This window comes from Blastomonas aquatica, from assembly GCF_014639875.1.
In the GTDB taxonomy this organism is placed as follows: domain Bacteria; phylum Pseudomonadota; class Alphaproteobacteria; order Sphingomonadales; family Sphingomonadaceae; genus Blastomonas; species Blastomonas aquatica.
This window is the reverse complement of record NZ_BMGD01000008.1, coordinates 35,593-52,546: the sequence shown is the minus strand read 5'-3', so window position 1 is coordinate 52,546 and position 16,954 is coordinate 35,593. Positions and strand designations below refer to the sequence as shown.

16 protein-coding genes are annotated in these 16,954 nt (G+C 54.7%); 6 read left to right on the top strand and 10 right to left on the bottom strand.

Annotated elements, in window-relative coordinates; genetic code table 11:
- A partial coding sequence (locus IEW00_RS17055) for a helix-turn-helix transcriptional regulator (protein ID WP_188515636.1) occupies positions 1-114 on the top strand: 114 nt, incomplete at its 5' end.
- Positions 115-166: 52 nt separating this feature from the next.
- On the opposite strand, the gene IEW00_RS17050 is transcribed toward IEW00_RS17055, so the two are convergent.
- The 4 genes from IEW00_RS17050 to IEW00_RS17035 all read right to left on the bottom strand — a co-directional run bounded on the left by IEW00_RS17050 (position 167) and on the right by IEW00_RS17035 (position 2,553).
- The gene (locus IEW00_RS17050; RefSeq protein WP_229737116.1) at positions 167-922 is read right to left on the bottom strand and encodes a hypothetical protein; all 756 of its coding nucleotides are present in this window, start codon (positions 920-922) and stop codon (positions 167-169) included.
- Between the two features lie 12 nt (positions 923-934).
- Positions 935-1,210, bottom strand: a complete 276-nt coding sequence (locus IEW00_RS17045; protein ID WP_188515634.1) for a hypothetical protein — start codon at positions 1,208-1,210, stop codon at positions 935-937.
- Entirely contained in the window at positions 1,207-1,572 is a 366-nt protein-coding gene (locus tag IEW00_RS17040; protein ID WP_188515633.1) for a hypothetical protein, read from the bottom strand. The genes IEW00_RS17045 and IEW00_RS17040 overlap by 4 nt, the downstream gene beginning before the upstream one ends.
- 223 nt (positions 1,573-1,795) lie before the next feature.
- Positions 1,796-2,553 (bottom strand): IS5 family transposase gene (locus tag IEW00_RS17035; protein WP_188515632.1). Its coding sequence is split into 2 segments (ribosomal slippage): positions 1,796-2,226 and positions 2,226-2,553, totalling 759 coding nucleotides; the frame shifts between segments, so codons are not numbered across the junction.
- A 951-nt stretch (positions 2,554-3,504) separates the two neighbouring features.
- Between IEW00_RS17035 and IEW00_RS17030 the strand changes: the two genes are divergently transcribed.
- Positions 3,505-5,526, top strand: coding sequence for an asparagine synthase-related protein (locus tag IEW00_RS17030; RefSeq protein ID WP_188515631.1), 2,022 nt, complete (start codon positions 3,505-3,507; stop codon positions 5,524-5,526).
- Positions 5,527-5,765: 239 nt separating this feature from the next.
- Here IEW00_RS17030 and IEW00_RS17025 read toward each other — a convergent pair whose 3' ends face one another.
- A complete protein-coding gene (locus tag IEW00_RS17025; protein WP_188515630.1) occupies positions 5,766-5,903 on the bottom strand; it encodes a lasso RiPP family leader peptide-containing protein in 138 nt (45 codons plus the stop codon).
- A gap of 316 nt (positions 5,904-6,219) precedes the next feature.
- Between IEW00_RS17025 and IEW00_RS17020 the strand changes: the two genes are divergently transcribed.
- The 4 genes from IEW00_RS17020 (at position 6,220) to IEW00_RS17005 (ending at position 9,608) form a co-directional block, all read left to right on the top strand.
- Entirely contained in the window at positions 6,220-7,938 is a 1,719-nt protein-coding gene (locus tag IEW00_RS17020) for an ABC transporter ATP-binding protein (protein ID WP_188515629.1), read from the top strand.
- 161 nt (positions 7,939-8,099) lie between these two features.
- Entirely contained in the window at positions 8,100-8,366 is a 267-nt protein-coding gene (locus tag IEW00_RS17015) for a lasso peptide biosynthesis PqqD family chaperone (RefSeq protein WP_188515628.1), read from the top strand.
- Positions 8,367-8,831, top strand: a complete 465-nt coding sequence (locus tag IEW00_RS17710) for a lasso peptide biosynthesis B2 protein (RefSeq protein WP_188515627.1) — start codon at positions 8,367-8,369, stop codon at positions 8,829-8,831. It abuts the gene before it with no gap.
- A gap of 249 nt (positions 8,832-9,080) precedes the next feature.
- Positions 9,081-9,608 carry a retropepsin-like aspartic protease gene (locus IEW00_RS17005; RefSeq protein ID WP_188515626.1) on the top strand — a complete coding sequence of 176 codons (528 nt, stop codon included), beginning with the start codon at positions 9,081-9,083 and terminating at the stop codon, positions 9,606-9,608.
- Here IEW00_RS17005 and IEW00_RS17705 read toward each other — a convergent pair.
- From IEW00_RS17705 to IEW00_RS16980, 5 genes are all read right to left on the bottom strand, one after another.
- Positions 9,591-10,169, bottom strand: coding sequence for a PEPxxWA-CTERM sorting domain-containing protein (locus IEW00_RS17705; protein ID WP_373282666.1), 579 nt, complete (start codon positions 10,167-10,169; stop codon positions 9,591-9,593). The two genes, IEW00_RS17005 and IEW00_RS17705, sit on opposite strands and share 18 nt — an antisense overlap.
- Positions 10,170-10,355: 186 nt before the next feature.
- Positions 10,356-11,042 carry a sugar transferase gene (locus tag IEW00_RS16995; protein WP_229737115.1) on the bottom strand — a complete coding sequence of 229 codons (687 nt, stop codon included), beginning with the start codon at positions 11,040-11,042 and terminating at the stop codon, positions 10,356-10,358.
- Between the two features lie 672 nt (positions 11,043-11,714).
- Positions 11,715-12,959, bottom strand: coding sequence for an outer membrane beta-barrel protein (locus IEW00_RS16990; RefSeq protein ID WP_188515624.1), 1,245 nt, complete (start codon positions 12,957-12,959; stop codon positions 11,715-11,717).
- Positions 12,960-13,023: 64 nt separating this feature from the next.
- Positions 13,024-15,192, bottom strand: a complete 2,169-nt coding sequence (locus IEW00_RS16985; RefSeq protein WP_188515623.1) for a GumC family protein — start codon at positions 15,190-15,192, stop codon at positions 13,024-13,026.
- A gap of 83 nt (positions 15,193-15,275) precedes the next feature.
- A complete protein-coding gene (locus tag IEW00_RS16980; RefSeq protein ID WP_268235848.1) occupies positions 15,276-16,790 on the bottom strand; it encodes a lipopolysaccharide biosynthesis protein in 1,515 nt (504 codons plus the stop codon).
- Positions 16,791-16,954 lie beyond the last annotated feature (164 nt).

Here is a 16,954-nt window from a genome sequence, read left to right as displayed (position 1 = left end):
CAAGCAGGCACTTTTCCGAAGCAGGTCAAGCTCGCCGAGCGATGCTGCGGGTGGCGGGAATCGGCAATCGAGGAATGGCTCAAGAACCCGATGTTCTATGAGGCTAGCGATTGAGCGGGCCGAGCCGGCTGGGACCAACGACGTTGCTGGAGGTTTTTCCCGAGCGTTAGGACTGAGGGGGGCTGATCCTATCTCGCGCGCGTTGGAGGCTGCGATACTTACTGCGCAGGTGCTGCTTAACCTGCTCTAGGTCATCCGACGTTGGCATTGCTGGGCGACCTTCGATCTCGACCGCGCCTTGGTTGATTGCTCTTTCTGCAATGTGCTGGCAGGCCATCGTAACCTTCCCGCATATCGAAATTTCGGCAACCACGGCATCGATGTAGGCAACCAATCCGGTAACCGTTACCTTATCAGGTGGTCCCCGCTTACCCCGGGTCGACGCTGGCATAATCGAAGGCGCGATTGCCTGAATCAGACCATCCGCCGCTAATGCCTCGACACGGACACCGTGATAGGCTGTCCAATGCCTTCGGAACTGTGCGCCCGCAATAGGACAATTTATTCGGTCACTGAGGTTAGCTTCGGCCATAGCTTCAATCAATTCTTGCGAAGCTACATCCAAGTAATATCCGGCAACATTATTTCTGGCAGAAAAGGCACCGGCCTCCCGATAGGCAAAGGAGCGAAAGCCACGCCACCAGGAGCGGCGTATACTTTCCCTTTCTCCGATCGGAACGCTCATTCGCAGATCATCAAACCTATACTCCCTGCAGCCCGTGGCAAGCAGTGCGCCGCGACGCAGCGCGTCTAGCACGAACGCATCCGATTGATCTTGATCAATACCCGCTTTGCTCAAGCTTTCTCCAAGATTGCGCAGCGGTATAAAACCGTCTCTCATGCGAATGTTCAAATTTGACACGCCTCTCATCCTTCAATTCACAGACTGACTGACATTATATTCAGTTACATGCGAGACGATCTGCAATGCGCCCAGCTGGTCCAGCGCGGCCTCGGCGAGCGCTTCACCTACACTGGCGAGACCCGAAAGCACTTCCGCCGGTGTCGCTTCGGAACCAATTAAAAGGCTGATCGGACCGAATAAATGCCCTATCTGACGGAAAGCAAGATCGAGCTCATCGCAGGTACCGACGTCCATCACCCCACGCGTCACAATGCACGTGGTTTTCGCCGCATCGATTGGCATCATAATTCCCTTTCGTTGACCAAGTATTCGGCATCCAACCAATCATAGGGTCGCGTTGGCATAACCAGGTAGGTCCCCCGTTGCTGTATGAAGCGTTGGTCGATCCCATGGAACCAGCCGGTGGTGTGTGATCCACTGTCGAGCAACTGCACCTTGGATCCCTGATCGTGCGCCTCATCACAAATGTCGCCACCTGCCGGGTCACCCTCCTCCACGTCTTCGGTTATGTCGCCCTCCCATTCGCCGGCGTTGGCCGCGATACCCGGACCCGGAATCATCGCGTCCAAGACCGCAGTTGGCGTTTCAATTGCAGCGGAGAAGCCTTCACACCCGGATGGTGTTCGGATACGTGACTGATCAGGCATCGTCGGAACTCCAAATCCGTTGGTGATTAGACCCGGCGTCCTGTCAGACCCACGGCGCCGCGACGACTATTCAGCCTATGCGGCAGATTTCTTTACCTGCCGCGCATCATCTATGCTGACAAATGCGGCAGATTGGCCAGCAAAATATGCTGCACGTGCGTTCATCAATTCCCGGCGTCGCTCCAGCAGTTTGCAGCGGCGAAATGTCTTTTCGACCTTAGGGTCAGGACTCATTGATCCAGAAGATGAAGATTGCTGCGAACGTGATGGCGGCGAGGAATATGTCTGCACATCGGTCGTAGCGGGTGTGGATGCGCCGCCAGTCCTTGGGTTTGGCGAACATGTTTTCGATGCGATGGCGCTGGCGGTAAGTTACCGGATCATATTCGGGCAGATGCCGACGTTGTCGCTGAGCCGGGATGCAGGCGGTGATTGCGCGTTGCTCGAGAGATTGGTGCATCCAGCGTGAGGCGTATGCCTTGTCGGCTATGAGCACACGAGCGTGCGGCAGATGCGGAATCAAGGCCTCAGCCCCTTTGTGATCGCTGCGCTGGCCCTCGGTAAGGTGGAGCCGAAGGGGGCGCCCCCGCCCATCGCATACCACATGAAGCTTGGTGGTCAGCCCGCCTCGGCTGCGTCCGATACATCGGGGTAGAGCCCCTTTTTTAGCAGACTGGCTGCAGTGCGGTGCGCCTTGAGATGGGTGGCGTTTATCATCAGCACGCCATCGCCATCCTTGGCCAGCTCGGCGAAAATACGGTTGAATACCCCCAGCCGACTCCACCGGATGAAGCGGTTATAGATCGTCTTGTGCGGCCCATAGTCGCTCGGCGCATCGCGCCAGCGCAGCCCGTTGCGAATGACAAACAGGATCCCGCTCAATATCCGCCGATCATCAACTCGCGGAATACCGTGCGAAAGCGGGAAATATTTCTCAATCCGGCGCATCTGCGCATCGTTCAACATCAGCAAATCAGTCATGGCAGCTACCTCCTGCCACATTGAATCAACCGTTCAGGTCGCGCGCAAGCGATTAATGGGTCCTGACCCTAGTCGCGACGGTGTGCCCACGGCCATTTCGGTAAGCTGGCTATTGAAATTGGTGGTTTCGGCGACGAAGTCGCGAAAGCATGAACGCCAGCCGCGAACTGTTGTGCAACGTGCGAGCAATCCCTGAGCCGCGTCCATGATCATGTCGCTGAGTGGCTTAGCACCCAAGCCCAAAAAAGCTTACGCGTTGGGTTCCCCTGCCATCGGCTGTGGCGACTGCAGCAACTCGACGACACGGGTGGTCAGCGGCGCGATATGCACGATGGGCGCCTGACCATGGAAGGGTCGCGCCCTGTTTTGGGATCGCGCGCCATTCGGCTGTTTTGTCACCTGCGTCGGCAAGGAATAGGTCGCCAGCACTGCCAGGCCCAAAGTCGTTGCGTCAGCCGTCGACCATGACGAGCAGAAGCCTGGACCTAAACCAAGCCTCGCGCACCGGCAGATTGAGCCCTATCCCGTCCCCATCGCGTCCAGGCGTGGCATTCTTGACCTGCAATGCGGTGAGACCGGCCACCGACTTCCTTTAGTGCATCCCTGACCGTGTCTCAGTTTGAGGCATGCGACGGAGGGGGTATCGAATCAGACCATGATCGTTCTGATCTAAATGACTCGTTTACCCAGACGACGCAGTAGGTCCATCAATTGGATTAACAAAATAATCTTGAAAATGGGTTCGATTCCTGAATGCCGACTCCAAGTCGAATGATGAGCGATCCGAATCACTCCATCACGCTCGGTGACTGCGATCAAACCATGCCCTGCCACTACCGCAAATCAGAACTACTCACCTTTCGGAATCGTGTTTATGGGTTCGGCACTGAGCATGTATGGATTGGCTGACATTCGCGCCACTCTGTGCTGCTGACTTTAAGGGTGGGATATATGGGCTCTATCTTCGGCATCATCAGCAAAAGCGACAATCTAACCGTAGATCGTCTGGAGGCCATGTCTCGCTCACTCGCACATCGGGTACATGATCGCAGCTGGCACTGGAATGATGATCGGTGCGCCCTCGGCACGGCAATTCTACACATTACTCCTGGAGCTGAGCTCGAGCAGGAACCCGAAATGGGAAATCCGTTGAGTACGCATATCATTGCTTGCGATGCTCGAATTGACAATCGGGACCAACTGATCGCTAGATTCAAACTCTCACCAAATATATCCTGCGATAGTGAACTCATTCTTGCTCTATATCAACGTATTGGCCATGATTGCTTGGATCATTTGCTTGGCGCATTCGCGTTTGCAATTTACGATCAAGAGGAAAAGTCTTTATTTTGCGCCCGCGATCATTTCGGAGAAAAACCTTTCTCATATGCGTTTGTCGGTGATCACTTCGTTTTTGCAAGTGAGCCATCAGGCGTGGTTGCCTCTGGGATAGTTAGACCCCAGGTTAACGATACCAGAATACTATCGCTGCTTGCGATGAATCCTCGCGATACCACGTCGACGGTGTATCAGGGAGTGGTACGGCTTCAGGGATCGCATGCCCTCAAATTGGACGAAACAGGACTGACGGAATGGAGGTATTGGAAACCGGAGGTGCCGGCAATCCCGTTGAGCGGGTCAGACGATGAGATCGCAGATCGCTTTATCGACTTGCTGCGCGAAGCTGTGCACTGCAGGTTACGGTCCAGCAAACCGGTCGGTGCTTGCCTCAGCGGTGGGTTGGATTCTTCGACGATCGTCATGCTGGCGCGGGAGAAGGTCGCCGAGCACTCGCCTGTCGGGTATCTTTCCACCTTTTCAGCGACCTTCCCAATGGTACCAGGGTCGGACGAGGAGCAATGGATCAAGCTGGTTGAAGATGTCGACGCGTCGGAGCTGGCTCCAATAGAAATCTCCAGACACCGAATGGATAACCTCAGTCCCCTCACACACACAGCCGCGCTGGCTGAAGCCCTGGACGAACCAATGCTCGCCCCAAATCTGTTTCAGATCTGGGAGCTCGCCAGCCAGGCAAAAGAAAAGGGGATGGGGGTCCTCCTGGGAGGGCACGACGGCGATACTGTGGTGTCACACGGATTTTCGCTTCTCACCGAACTCGTGCTCAACGAAGAGTGGCAACGCTTTGCAATAGAACTTGATCTGCTGAGCGAATTTCTTGGCAATTATGAGGGATCAAAAAAAGCACTACTGGCGCAATATGCGGTACCGTGCGTCCCGTATCTTAAAAAGATCGGATCACCAGGGCGTGCATTCAACACTGCGCGAATACTTCGGTCACAGTATGGAGTCTCTGCTCGCAGTCTGCTGGGGGCGGCAGCTCCGGATTCTTTGAAATGGCTCGCAAGAAAATGGCGTCATGCCCATGGGCGCAGCGGATTGACGCAGCTTTCTCAACGCGTGCAGTCGTCGGCGCGCTACCAGAGTTCGCTATCCCTGCCGCTGGAATCATGGCGACCGTCAGCGGCGGAGGATCATCTTCGCAATATCGAACTTCCGCTTATCGCCGAGTCATTTGAATTTTTTGATCGGATCGGTGCACGGATCGGGATTGAGCAGCGCCATCCATTCTTTGACAAGCGACTGGTGGAATTTTGCCTTGCTCTTCCGGTGCACTTCAAAGTCAGAAATGGCTGGACGCGCTTCATACTGCGAGAGGCCACACGAGGTGTTCTACCCGAGCCGGTGAGGCTGCGACGTGACAAGTCAAATTTGGGGTTTAACCTGGCAGTGAGTCTTAAGGGGGAACGCGACAGGCTGGCGACAGCGTTTTCAATCGCCCCCCCCGCATTCTCGCGTTTTTGGAACGTCACGCGTCTTCAGCAAACCTTGAAAGATTACTTGCGGAATCCGAATGGTACGGATGCATTCATCTTGCAACTGGCATATTCGCACGCGGTATGGATCGGGGCCCATGACACGCTGGACAATTCGCTCGACGATGACATGCCATGAAATGGATTGGGAACAGCAACCCAATTTCGGTTAAAAAACTTCTTTGCGTTCGGCATGAATTTTGGCGATCCGCTCGCCGGAAAACCGAGCAGACTGTCGTGATACTCCTAACGCTCTACGAGGAATGTACACAAATTTTTGCCCTAGATATGCCATTCCGCTGTCAAGCGGCATGCACAGCCAGGGCAAAAATCTAGCAGGTCCGAAAGATGGCAGTACCGCAAGGAACTGCCCCGTTTTCAGCTCGGTGCGAGCAGGCTGAACTGGCTGTCGCCACCACCCAGAACGTTGATGCTCTCGGTGATTTCATTGATGTCACCCAGATCGACCAGAGCCGGCGCGGTGTATTCAGCTTTAGTTTCAGTAACTTCAGTCATAGGATAAACTCCTTCCATAGGACGCCCCTTACTCAAATAACCGATTCTGCGAGCTTCGGTCAAGCCGATTCATTAATCTTTCGTTCACTACCGGTTGTATCGTAACGGCACAGAAAAACGCCCCAATGATGATGCCAAGTTAAACTCATGTTGCGCTTTATACGCTATTGGCAGGTGGCTGCGGGGCTGGTTACAAAAATCTAACAGGAAGCTATCCAGCGCTCGCGCCAAACCTGGATTCGATATGACTCAAGCTCGAACACTCTCCATCTACCAATTTGCAAGAGCGGTCCATAAAAGGACTGGCGGCAGAGGGATGGTGATTCTGGCTCTGGCGACATTCAGCAGCCTAACCGAAGGCGTGTCCCTGCTTCTGCTAATTCCAATTATCAGTGTGCTGGGACCTCAGGGTGAGAGTGCTGTAGCGGGCTTTTCATCTGGAATGTTTGCCACAGTTTTCGACGCGGCTCAGTCTCTACCGCTCGAAGGTATCCTCGCAGGGTTTGTTGCCATCATTGCCCTGCGCGCCATGCTGACCCGCTGGAAGGATATCCAGGTCAACGCTCTGATGCACGACTATGTCCACGGTCTGCAATCGAGTTTGTTTGCAAGCGTGGCGGGTGCCCGTTGGTCCTATCTTGCCACAATCAGGGGTGCCGATATCAGCCATGCCCTGCTTGCAGAGGTCGAGAGGGTTCACAGGGCGCTTGCCCAGCTGATATTCCTTATACAAACTTTGATCGTTTTGGCGGTCTATTCACTCGTTGCCTTGGTGGTGTCGCCTGCCATGGCCCTCTTCGGGGTCACGCTCGGGGTCGTTATCCTGGGGGCAATGACACCCATCCGTCGCGCGGCGCGGGTATTCGGCGAGGCACTGTCTGACCGCCGTGTCGAACAATACCGCATCGTGTCTGAATTTGTCACAGGACTTAAAGCCGCAAAGGCAGTTAACTCCGAACCGCTCTACTTTGACCTGCTACGAAAATCTCTTCTATGGATTCGAAAAGATACAATCACATTCATGCGAATCCATACCCTGGGAGGCGTTATATTTCAGGTCGCGGCGGCTTCAGGACTTGCAACATTTGCTTACCTCGCCTTAGGCCCTCTGGGACTGGATTACGGTTCGACGATTGCCTTGATTTTGCTCTTCATACGTGCGGCGCCCCAGATCACTTCGGTACAGGGTAGCTGGCAGGATCTCAACGCAAGCATCCCTGCGGCAACCGCAATGTACAGGCTAAGATCGGATGCAATCAAGAATCAGGAAGCCATGGTGCGGGAGCAAAAACAGATACCCCAGCTCAAAAGCAATATCGAATTCAGGAAGGTCTCGTATACATATCCCGGGAACTCATCACCTACTCTGAATGATGTCGAGTTTGTGCTACCTGTCAATGAGGTAACCGCAATCATAGGGCCCTCAGGCAGTGGCAAGACTACAGTTGCCGACGTGCTCATGGGCCTGCTTGAGCCGACAAGTGGCACCATTTTGCTGGACGGAATCGAGCTAACTGCAGAGAACCGCCGGTTTTGGAGGGACAGTATCTCATATGTTTCTCAGGACAGTTTTCTGATTCATGACACGCTCGCTGCAAACCTTGCCTTCGGACGGAGCGACATCACCGAAGGAGACATGTGGGCGGCTCTCAGAACTGCATCGGCAGACGGATTTGTAAGTGCGCTCGAACGTGGTTTGCAAACGGTGGTCGGTGACCGCGGCCTGCGGCTTTCCGGAGGCGAACGACAAAGAATAACTTTGGCGCGGGCGCTTTTAAGGAAGCCACAGCTGCTTATCCTGGACGAGGCGACGAGCGCGCTGGACTGGGAAAATCAGGCGATCATAGCAAAGGCAATCAATGATCTGCGCGGCAAGGTCACTGTCGTTACCATCGCTCATCGCCCGTCACTCATATCATTTGCCGACTGGGTGGTTGCGCTTCGCGATGGCAGAGTGCTGGAAACGGGGAGCTATGCCCAGATAGCAAGCTCACCCGACAGTTATCTCGCAAATGTGATCAGCTCCGAAGGTTAACGAAGGGCCGCATCCAGCTCGAAACCTTGCCTCAATTGTGGATCCCGGCTGATCGCATTAGGGGACAAGTCCCATTGCGCGACCCTGCTCGCAGTAATATCAGAAACAAAACGAAGCGAACGCCATTTATGGGCTAGAGGCGTCAAAAGGATGATCATAACATGCAAACCAAGTACCAGAGAAAACCTGACGTCATTGCCGCCGACATGGGGGGAGAAACCGTCATGCTCAGCGTATCAACGGGAAAATATTTCGCACTCTCCGGGATTGGCCAGATCATCTGGGATCTGATGGTGGAACCAAGATGTGTCGAGGAGATGGTCAGTGCGATCTGCCAAAGCCATAACGTCGATGAAACCACGTGCCGCAAGGATTGCGAGGCGTTTCTCGACGACCTTGCCCGTCAAGGGCTGGCTGCGCGGACCTGAATGCCGGTGGTGAGCCGGGTTCTTCGAAAGTTACGCGCCGTCAGACACAAATCTCGGTTGCAGCTGCTCTGGCTTGCCCCTGCCTGGGTCGTCCTGGGTCTTGGGCGCGGTGCGATACTCCTGCTTTCCTTTGAACGGCTTGTACGCCTCCTCGGTTTGCAATCTCATGTATGTCCCCTGACACCGCTGCTTGAGGCCGGCCAGCGGGAAACCGCTCTCGACCTTGGACGCACCATCCTGCTAGCTTCGTCATACGCTCCGTGGCGCGCCAACTGTTTTCCACAGGCGCTTTGCGCCATTTTACTTTTGCGTATCTATCGGATTCCGCATGCCGTCTTTCTGGGTTTGTTGCGCGAACACCCTCACGGGAAGATAAAGGCACATGCCTGGGTGTCGGCAGGTGCGGTCACGGTAACCGGAGGGGGAAATGCGCAGCCCTATACCATCGTGGGATGCTTCAGCTGATCGAGCAACACCCAAGCCGATGGGCTCGGGCCTACCGACCGGCTGGCCCAAAGCGCCCGCATCTATCCTCGGCACGCCATCTGTGACTGGCATTGAGGGCAGGACAATGACGCGCAGTTGACGTGCTCAATGGAGCCGAGCCGGATCGGCTCCATAAGGAAACAATCCAGGTTTTGCCGACGCTTCAGAGCGGGCTGTCACCTTCATCAGGATAACGGATTGCTAATATGTCCGCGCTAAGTCCGATCTATGTCGGACATCAGCACCGTTTTCATCGCAACGTGCACATTGTTGGCGGGATCGGCGGTTCTATCCGTGGATACGCTCCCAAACGCTATATATCCTGAAGTCCTCAATCAGTTGTCAGTCCAGAGGAGCAGTTTACCTTCTACAAGCAATAATTCTGCATTCTTTGCCAGGCTTGATGAGAACAACCGCGTGCAGATCGATGCACATGTCAACGGTGTCCCGATAGAATTTCAGTTAGATACGGGCGCGAGTCACACTATCATGTCTGCAGCCGATGCGAGACTTGCAGAGGTAGACACTGAAGGCCAAACGCAGCTTGCAGTAGTCGGCGGAACGATCACAGCCCATTACGGTTCAGCGAATACGTTCGACGTCGCCGGCAACCGCATACGGGGTCATCGCGTGATTATCGTGGAAAAACTCGGAAGATCACTGCTCGGCATGGATACAATCACAAGCCTGGGCGCTCCCGTGCTGAGCATACGGATCCCGAAAAAGCAAGCGGTGAGTCTAGCGGCCGGCGACTAGTTGCCCGACAGTATATTGGCGCCGCCGCATGACCGCCCCGAGGGCGCCTATGCCAATGATCATAAGAATCCAGCTGGCAGGCTCTGGAACCGCAGGGACAACCGGATCCGTGACGTCAGGCACGGTTGGCACAATTCCAGGTTCAGTTGGAACAACCCCTGGGCCGCTTGGAACGATGAGCGGCGTAGGGCTTATTCCTGTCCCCGGGACAGACGTGCTGGTAAGCACTGGGCCCGACTGACCCAGACCCTGCCCTGGTGATGTGCCATCTGAAGCGAATGAAGGCTCAGGACCTGACAGAACAAACGGCTGCAGTCCGATCGTCGAGCCAACGCCGGCGGGGCCGCTTGCACCAGGCGCAGGTGCCTGCACTGAACCTGGATTGACCGCCCTGGCGATCTGCCTCGCGCCAATTCGGGACGGTAGAATCCTGCGGACACCGATGCCTTGTGCAAGCCCCCCCGGCGAAGATAACTCCGCCAGTTCACTGGCAGCAAAAGCCTCAGGCTGATCGAACAGAAGCAGCCCGCGGCGATCATGCTGGCCAAAAGCGATCACCATAGCCACCACGCCTATTCCACCAAGCAGAAACCGGGTGAACTGACGTTGAGCCCCTGTTGGAACCATCGCTGTCTCAGATACCATGACACTCTCCTGGCCACATTTTCTTCCACCGTAATTTTACGCTAGCGTATCAGCGATGGACTGCCAACGCGATACCTTTGTCCCGGAGGTGGCGCCAAGGGCTCAATATGATCCTCGGCCCATCAGAACAGCAGGCACAGTGAGAATTAGGATTCGCACATTATCGCCCGTGGTGCACTTCCTCGCGTAGATGACGTCGAAGGCCACGCGGCGTCGATAGCTCACGTCATTTCGGCCATTGATCTGCCAGAGGCCGGTGATTCCTGGCTTCACGAGGCAGTAATATGCCAAGTATCGCCCGTAGCGCTGACCTTCCTCTTTTACGATCGGGCGCGGCCCGACGAGGCTCATATCGCCCTTTATCACGTTCCATAGCTGGGGAAGCTCATCGAGACTGCTCTTTCGCAGAAAACCGCCAATGCCCACGATTCGCGGGTCGTCGCGAAGCTTGTGATCGCGCAGCCATTCGGCCCGGGCCGCAGGATCCCGGGCAAGCACCTCTGCCAGTCTCGATTCTGCATCGACCGCCATGGTTCGGAACTTGTAGCAGTTGAACATCTCGCCGTTTCGGCCGATACGCTGCTGTGCAAAAAAAACCGATTGGCCCCGGCCGGTAATCAAGATTGTTAAGGCAATCAAAACCATGGCGGGCATGAAAACGATCAGCAGCGCGAGCGCTCCCGCAAAGTCGATGATCCTCATTTCAATAGGATCTGTAGAGATAAATCGCCCTTCGCGAATAATGCGCGGAGGCTTGTACTTTGCGCGGTTGACAGGCTGATAAAGCAAAGAAGCCTCCTCGGCATATTGCAGTGCAGCATGGGTATATCAAACTTCCCGATTCGTAAAGGACGCAGGCGACTGGAAACACCGCACAGGCGGCGATGTCCGGTTCCGGGACGCTCACACATCTAAAGCCTAATATCATGAGGCGTATTCGGGTAATTTAGGCCAAAGTATAAGCTCGTAGCGCCGTACAAAATATTCACTAAATGAAAATTGATTCGCCGAATATGTAAAATCGTCTAAATATCAATTTCGAACCCACCAGCCATTTAAATGATATGTGGCAACGATAAATCAATCCATAAATACCGTAGAGATTTACCTACAGACCATTAATTTTATAATAATTTTAGACACAAATAAATTTGACATTAATTTTTCTTAATTTTTTAAGTTTTAGAATTTGTTCATTAATTTATTTTCCAGATGCGGTTGAAGGAAATTCATTATATTCCACTACCACTACCAATACCATAGTGATTATAAGGAACCATTACCCCGCGGCATAATGAGACTGACTTTTGAAGAAACCGGGAGGACGCGTACATGATCTCTACAGGCAAACGATAGACGTCAGCATGCCGTCGAAGCATCACTTGTTATTGCTCTCCCGCACGCATACGTCGATGCTCTCTATCACTTTGAAAGCCGATGCAACGCCTGCTGGATCCCTACCTAGAATACGTAGGCCACCCCGATCAGGCCGCGGGTCTGATCACCTGCAAACACACCATCTCTACGAAAGTACTCAGCCTGGAGCCGCAAAAGGATATTCCGCGTGAAATAGTAGCGCGCAGTGCCGGTCAGCCAGTATTCACTGCCATCGGCGGTATTGTCTCCGGAGTCCAGCTTTACATACCTTGCCTCGCTCGACAGAACTAAATCTCGGCGGAGTTCATGTTCAACGCCGAATGAGAACTCGGTTCGCAACAAACCTGTAAACAGGGGGTTGACGGTGTCGTCGACGGTCCGCGAGGCGCGAAGCTGAAAACGGGTGAGCTGGCTTGGGCTGTAGGACAGCCGTCCATCAAATGAATAGGCTGAAGGGCCCGAAAAACGGGGATCGTCGAACTCCTGCTTCAAATAGCCTACGTTGACGTCCAGTAGTAAAAGCTCAGTCAGCTGACGCGCATAGCCGACACGTATAGCCACTGATTCTGATGACCGATTACCCTGCAACACCGGCAAAGCAGGGGCGTTGAGTGGTGATGTCGAAAAATCGCGGCGATCGAAGTTTGCCTCGACATAGAATCGTTGCGCCGGATTGACCGAATAGGACAGCCTGGCTCGACCAGCGAGCAAATCAAAATCCCTGAATCCAGCATCGACTTGTGTTTGCCCTGCCACGAAAACGCCGTCGAATGTTGTGCGTCTGAAACGCCCCTCAGCCGTTGCAGTGAATGGGCCAAATTCCTGCTCCACTCCGAGGTTGCCACCGTATGAGGTCAACTTGAGCGGCTGCTCGATATTGCTGAGACTTACGCGCGCCGCGTTGCGTGCATCGTTCTGGCGAAACTCAAATCCGAAAAAAGGCCGTGTCCGTGTTCCCAGACCCAAACGCGCCTGCCCTCGGATCTGGGCCCTGAAGCGATCATCGACCGTTTCGTCCAGGAACTTCACAAATCCGGTGGAGACATCAAGACTGAAAAACCTGTCGCTGCGTCGTTGCGCGATCAACACGCTTGGATTGATTGCAACCGTGACATCGCTGACATTTAGCTGTTCTGAGGCAAAGACATTGTCAATGGCTTCGACCTCCGCACCAATGCGGGGAGTCACTTCAAACCCACCCCAGTTGATGGGCGGCGCCGCGTTGCCCGGCCTCGCTCTGTCCACAATAGATCCGAACGGATCGAGTTCCTGGGCCGAAGCTCCGCCCCCCCAGCCCAACGCGACAGCGGCGAGCCCCGCAGCAGCCATTCTGTGTGCCGGAAGAATTGCTCGGGCGGACCAGCAGCCACCACTCCAGGATCGGTGACAGCCTTTAATTCTGGTAATACCCGCGAAACTTTTTGGTGTAGGCATACACATCTCCATCGCCGGTGCTGGCGTACTTCTTGATGTTGACCTGAGTCAACGCAAGCCCGGTTACCTTGGCCTTAGCGTCAATCAGCATGGAAACGGCGGCTTCGACCGCCCGAACCGATGTTTTGCGCCAATGGGTTATCAGCAATACCCGGTCAGCTGCACTGGCCAGTATCCGGCCCTCCGCTACGCCGAGAATGGGTGCAGTATCAACAATAATCACTTCGTACACCTCTCGGAGCTCTGCATAGAAAGCTTCGATCCGGGCCTGAGTGATCGGACTGCGGACCTTATCCGGAACCTTGTTGCTTCCAAGAACATGCAGCTGGGACAGCGGGTCCACAAAAATGCAGGAATCGAGTTTGGCTGTTCCATCCAGCAAATCGTAGATATCATTCGGACTTTCATAATCGAGGAGAATGCTGGATCCACGTCGGCGAAAATCTGCATCGACCAGCAAAACTTTTGATCCTTCGGCGGCTGTGGTTCGCGCAAGGCATACCGATGTCGTTGTTTTGCCTTCGCCCGGAAGTGCTGATGTTATTGCTATCGCACGTGGGCGGGTCCCGGGAGATAGTGTCAGGAAAGTACGGATAGATCGGAATGCTTCGGCAAACAGGGAATGCGGATGGTTCAGAACATAATCGTGCGGTAGCTCCGTGGGTTTCCGGCCCTTGATGGTCGATTGAAGTGACGGAATGGCTCCGGCATAGCGCAAATGCAGCCGCCGCTCGACATCGCGCTTGGTCTGCACTCCGCGGCGCAGGTATTCAGCAATCATGATTGCGAAGAAACCTGACCCGAATGCCAGAATAATGCCGAGCACGGATATCAAGATGTATCGAGGGCTGCTCGGGGCCTCAGGGACGAGGGCACGAGCAGAAATCACTGCATCGGGCATAGCACTGTCGCGCAATGCTCCACTTTCCTGCGAGCGCTCAAGAAACGCGCGATAGATCGCTTGCGCTGCTTCGGCCTTTTGCTCGAGCTCGCTCAGCCCAGCCTGCGCACGGCTGTTCGTACGCAACGACCCAAGCGCACCGCCGCGACTTCCCTCAAGCGACGACACCCGAGACTGGGCGGTCTGGACTTCGGCTTGAAGATTGGACAGGACACGGTTGATTTCATCCTGAATTCTCTCGCGGATATCGCGAATCTCTTCTTCAGCCTGCCTGCGCTCCGGGTGAAGTGGGCCGTAGCGCTCACGAAGAACCGCCAGTTGGGCACTAACTGTTGCCTCCTGCTGACGCAGACTGCCGATAGTGCCAGACCCCAGTGCCGCGCCGACATCGGCGCCGCCACTACCCCGTGTAAGCTGTGCTCGCGCCGCATTATAACGACCCTGCCGCTCGGCCAGATTTGCGCGCGCCTCGGCCAACTGCTGGTTCAACGTCGAGACTTCCTGCTCAGCATTTGTTGAACCATTCGCACTCACCAATCCACGAGCCGATCGATAGTTATCCAGTGCTGCCTGCGTTTCGAGCGCTTTTCGCTCGAGCTCGGCTAGGCGCGCGTTTATGAAGGCTGAGGAAGAAGTGCTTCGGGCAGTCTTTGCATCTACCTGGCTTTGAAGGTACGCCTCGGCCACAAGATTTGAGGCAGCTGCAGCAAAGGCAGGCTCCTCGCTCTGACCGATTATGTCGATCAGCCGTGTCTGACCCGAGCGGAAGACTGCGATACTGCGCCTTATGCGAGATGCTACATCTTCGGTTTCTGCTTCGGTGAACCTGTCGCCATCTGGGGAAGCAAACCGTTCGACATAAAGCTCAGCTGCCCGCTGTGTGACAAGGGGAGATTGAATCAGCCGGATTTCCGTGTCGATTTCGTCAGCTTCCACAGTATCGCGGCTCAACACTGGCTGGCCCGTCCGCACCGGATCGACGGTCTTCTCAATCAAAATGCTGGCATTGGTGGTGTAAGTCGGGACCTGTAAAGCCAGAAACATCGCAACCAGCGCAACGATCGTCGCAACCACGGCAAAGAAAAGTAGGGCGTTGCGCCGAAACACCTGCCACAAAAGTCCGGGATCCGGTAATAATGGGATAGCCTTCGAATCCCGTGGAGAGCTGGTCTCGTCCTCATCGTCCATGCGTTCATCGGGATTTTTGGTTTTAGGCAAGCTTTCCATGTCAGGAATTCCATTAAATCTATTTACGTCGGCGACCAATAATTAGTCTCTGTATACGACTTTTCTAAATTACATTTATGCCTTCAATGCGCTGATGGACCTTTGGATCGAATGGAAGAAATCACGCGTCTGATGATATTGAAAAGCTCAGCCTCAGCACCATCATGATTTCGCCACACAAGATTTAAAAGCCCCAGCAGAACCGCATATATCACCGCCCCTGCCCCGACCAAGATCACACAGAGCCAAAGTCCGGTGACGGGATGCTGGCCGCTGATCAAAAATTCCTGGGCAACCATGAGTGAAGCAGCCATTGCTATCGCAGCGAGCATAGGTCGGACTACTGCACCTATCTGAGCGCGTATGCCAATGCCGGAAATCGACCTCACCAGCCAGAGGTTTATTGATGTATTAACGATAGCTGCCGTGCTCAAGCCAACAGCAAGGCCGCCCAGTCCACCCAGCGGCGACAAACGGCCAAGAACCAAGCCCGCTATGAGCATCGGTAATTGAATGGCAAAAACCCGCACGTTCCGCATGAACAGTGCTCGCTGCTGGCCCAGAGCCATCGCAAGGGGTAACGCATTCTGGATCGCCATTACCGCGCTTGCGACAGCAACCGCTTGAACAATTGGAACAGCCGGAATCCATTTTGCGCCGAGCACGGCTGGCACAAGCGGTGCGGCAATTGCAGCAAGGCCCAACCCTGTCGGAGAAGCAAAAAGACTTACGGAGCCTTGGGCTCGCAGGTAAGCGCGCTGCAGACGCTCAACATCGTCACGCATGCGTGCATAAGCCGGGAACAGGACGCTCTGCAGGGTACCAATGCTCTCCCGGATCGGCATAGCGGCCACCCGCTCACCTACTGAATACTGGCCCACAGCACCAGCAGGCAGAAAGGCACCAACCACGAGGGGAATTGCCCTGAGGTTGGCAGCCTGAACCATTTTGCCCAGCGACAACCAGATCGAGAAAGCCAAAAACTGTCGCCAGTGGGTGAGTGAAAGCCGGGGCCGGTAAGGAATGAATGCGTATGACAAAGCGACCCGGATCACCGCTGCAGCCAGCGTTCCGAGCACAAGGGCCCAGTAGCTTCGGTATAGTACCGCGAGACCGACTGCCACAAGTGAGGCAACCATCCGCTCGGTGACCGTGATTGCAAAAGCCTGCTTGAACTGCAGATTTCTCTGAAACACAACGAGCTTGGGATTGTCGAGGGCAGCGGTCGCTGTAATCACGGCAACGACGGCCATAAGGGCTACAAGCCGATCGTCATGATAAATCAGCGCCATGGGATAACCCAATGCCAACATAAGCAGAGCAAGCCCGATAGATCGCAGCAAATTTAGCGTGAATGCAGTATGATAGCTGCTCTCACTGGGCGATTCCAGCTGGATCAATGCCTGATTCAAAGACATGTCGGTAATGGCAGCAACGATTGCAGACACTGCGATGACAAGTGCAACAAGGCCGAAATCCTGGGGGGTGAGGAGCCGTGCGAGAACCAGGGTGCTGGCAAATGCAGTCAGATTGACGATCACCCTTGCCCCACCGAGCATGGCCGCCCCCTTTACCAAACGGTTCCGTACTCCTTGCATAACTGGAAATTATCTCGTTTTGCTGCAATGCATGGATCGCCATACCGTTGAAGGTTGACAGCGTATACGGGATTTTGGGGCGCGCCGCGTTTTGTGCGTCTCTGATACACATCGCGAGATCGGCAGCGCCTTGACCAATATTGCAGATGCGGCAGGAAAACAGA

What these genes read in the sequence shown, in the direction of transcription:
- IEW00_RS17025 (WP_188515630.1), bottom strand. Translation starts at nt 5,903, where the DNA reads ATGACTGAAGTTACTGAAACTAAAGCTGAATACACCGCGCCGGCTCTG.
- IEW00_RS16990 (WP_188515624.1), bottom strand. Translation starts at nt 12,959, where the DNA reads ATGGCTGCTGCGGGGCTCGCCGCTGTCGCGTTGGGCTGGGGGGGCGGA.
- IEW00_RS17045 (WP_188515634.1), bottom strand. Translation starts at nt 1,210, where the DNA reads ATGATGCCAATCGATGCGGCGAAAACCACGTGCATTGTGACGCGTGGG.
- IEW00_RS17030 (WP_188515631.1), top strand. Translation starts at nt 3,505, where the DNA reads ATGGGCTCTATCTTCGGCATCATCAGCAAAAGCGACAATCTAACCGTA.
- IEW00_RS17005 (WP_188515626.1), top strand. Translation starts at nt 9,081, where the DNA reads ATGTCGGACATCAGCACCGTTTTCATCGCAACGTGCACATTGTTGGCG.
- IEW00_RS17040 (WP_188515633.1), bottom strand. Translation starts at nt 1,572, where the DNA reads ATGCCTGATCAGTCACGTATCCGAACACCATCCGGGTGTGAAGGCTTC.
- IEW00_RS17015 (WP_188515628.1), top strand. Translation starts at nt 8,100, where the DNA reads ATGCAAACCAAGTACCAGAGAAAACCTGACGTCATTGCCGCCGACATG.
- IEW00_RS17705 (WP_373282666.1), bottom strand. Translation starts at nt 10,169, where the DNA reads ATGGTGATCGCTTTTGGCCAGCATGATCGCCGCGGGCTGCTTCTGTTC.
- IEW00_RS17020 (WP_188515629.1), top strand. Translation starts at nt 6,220, where the DNA reads ATGGTGATTCTGGCTCTGGCGACATTCAGCAGCCTAACCGAAGGCGTG.
- IEW00_RS16980 (WP_268235848.1), bottom strand. Translation starts at nt 16,790, where the DNA reads ATGCAAGGAGTACGGAACCGTTTGGTAAAGGGGGCGGCCATGCTCGGT.
- IEW00_RS16985 (WP_188515623.1), bottom strand. Translation starts at nt 15,192, where the DNA reads ATGGAAAGCTTGCCTAAAACCAAAAATCCCGATGAACGCATGGACGAT.
- IEW00_RS17710 (WP_188515627.1), top strand. Translation starts at nt 8,367, where the DNA reads ATGCCGGTGGTGAGCCGGGTTCTTCGAAAGTTACGCGCCGTCAGACAC.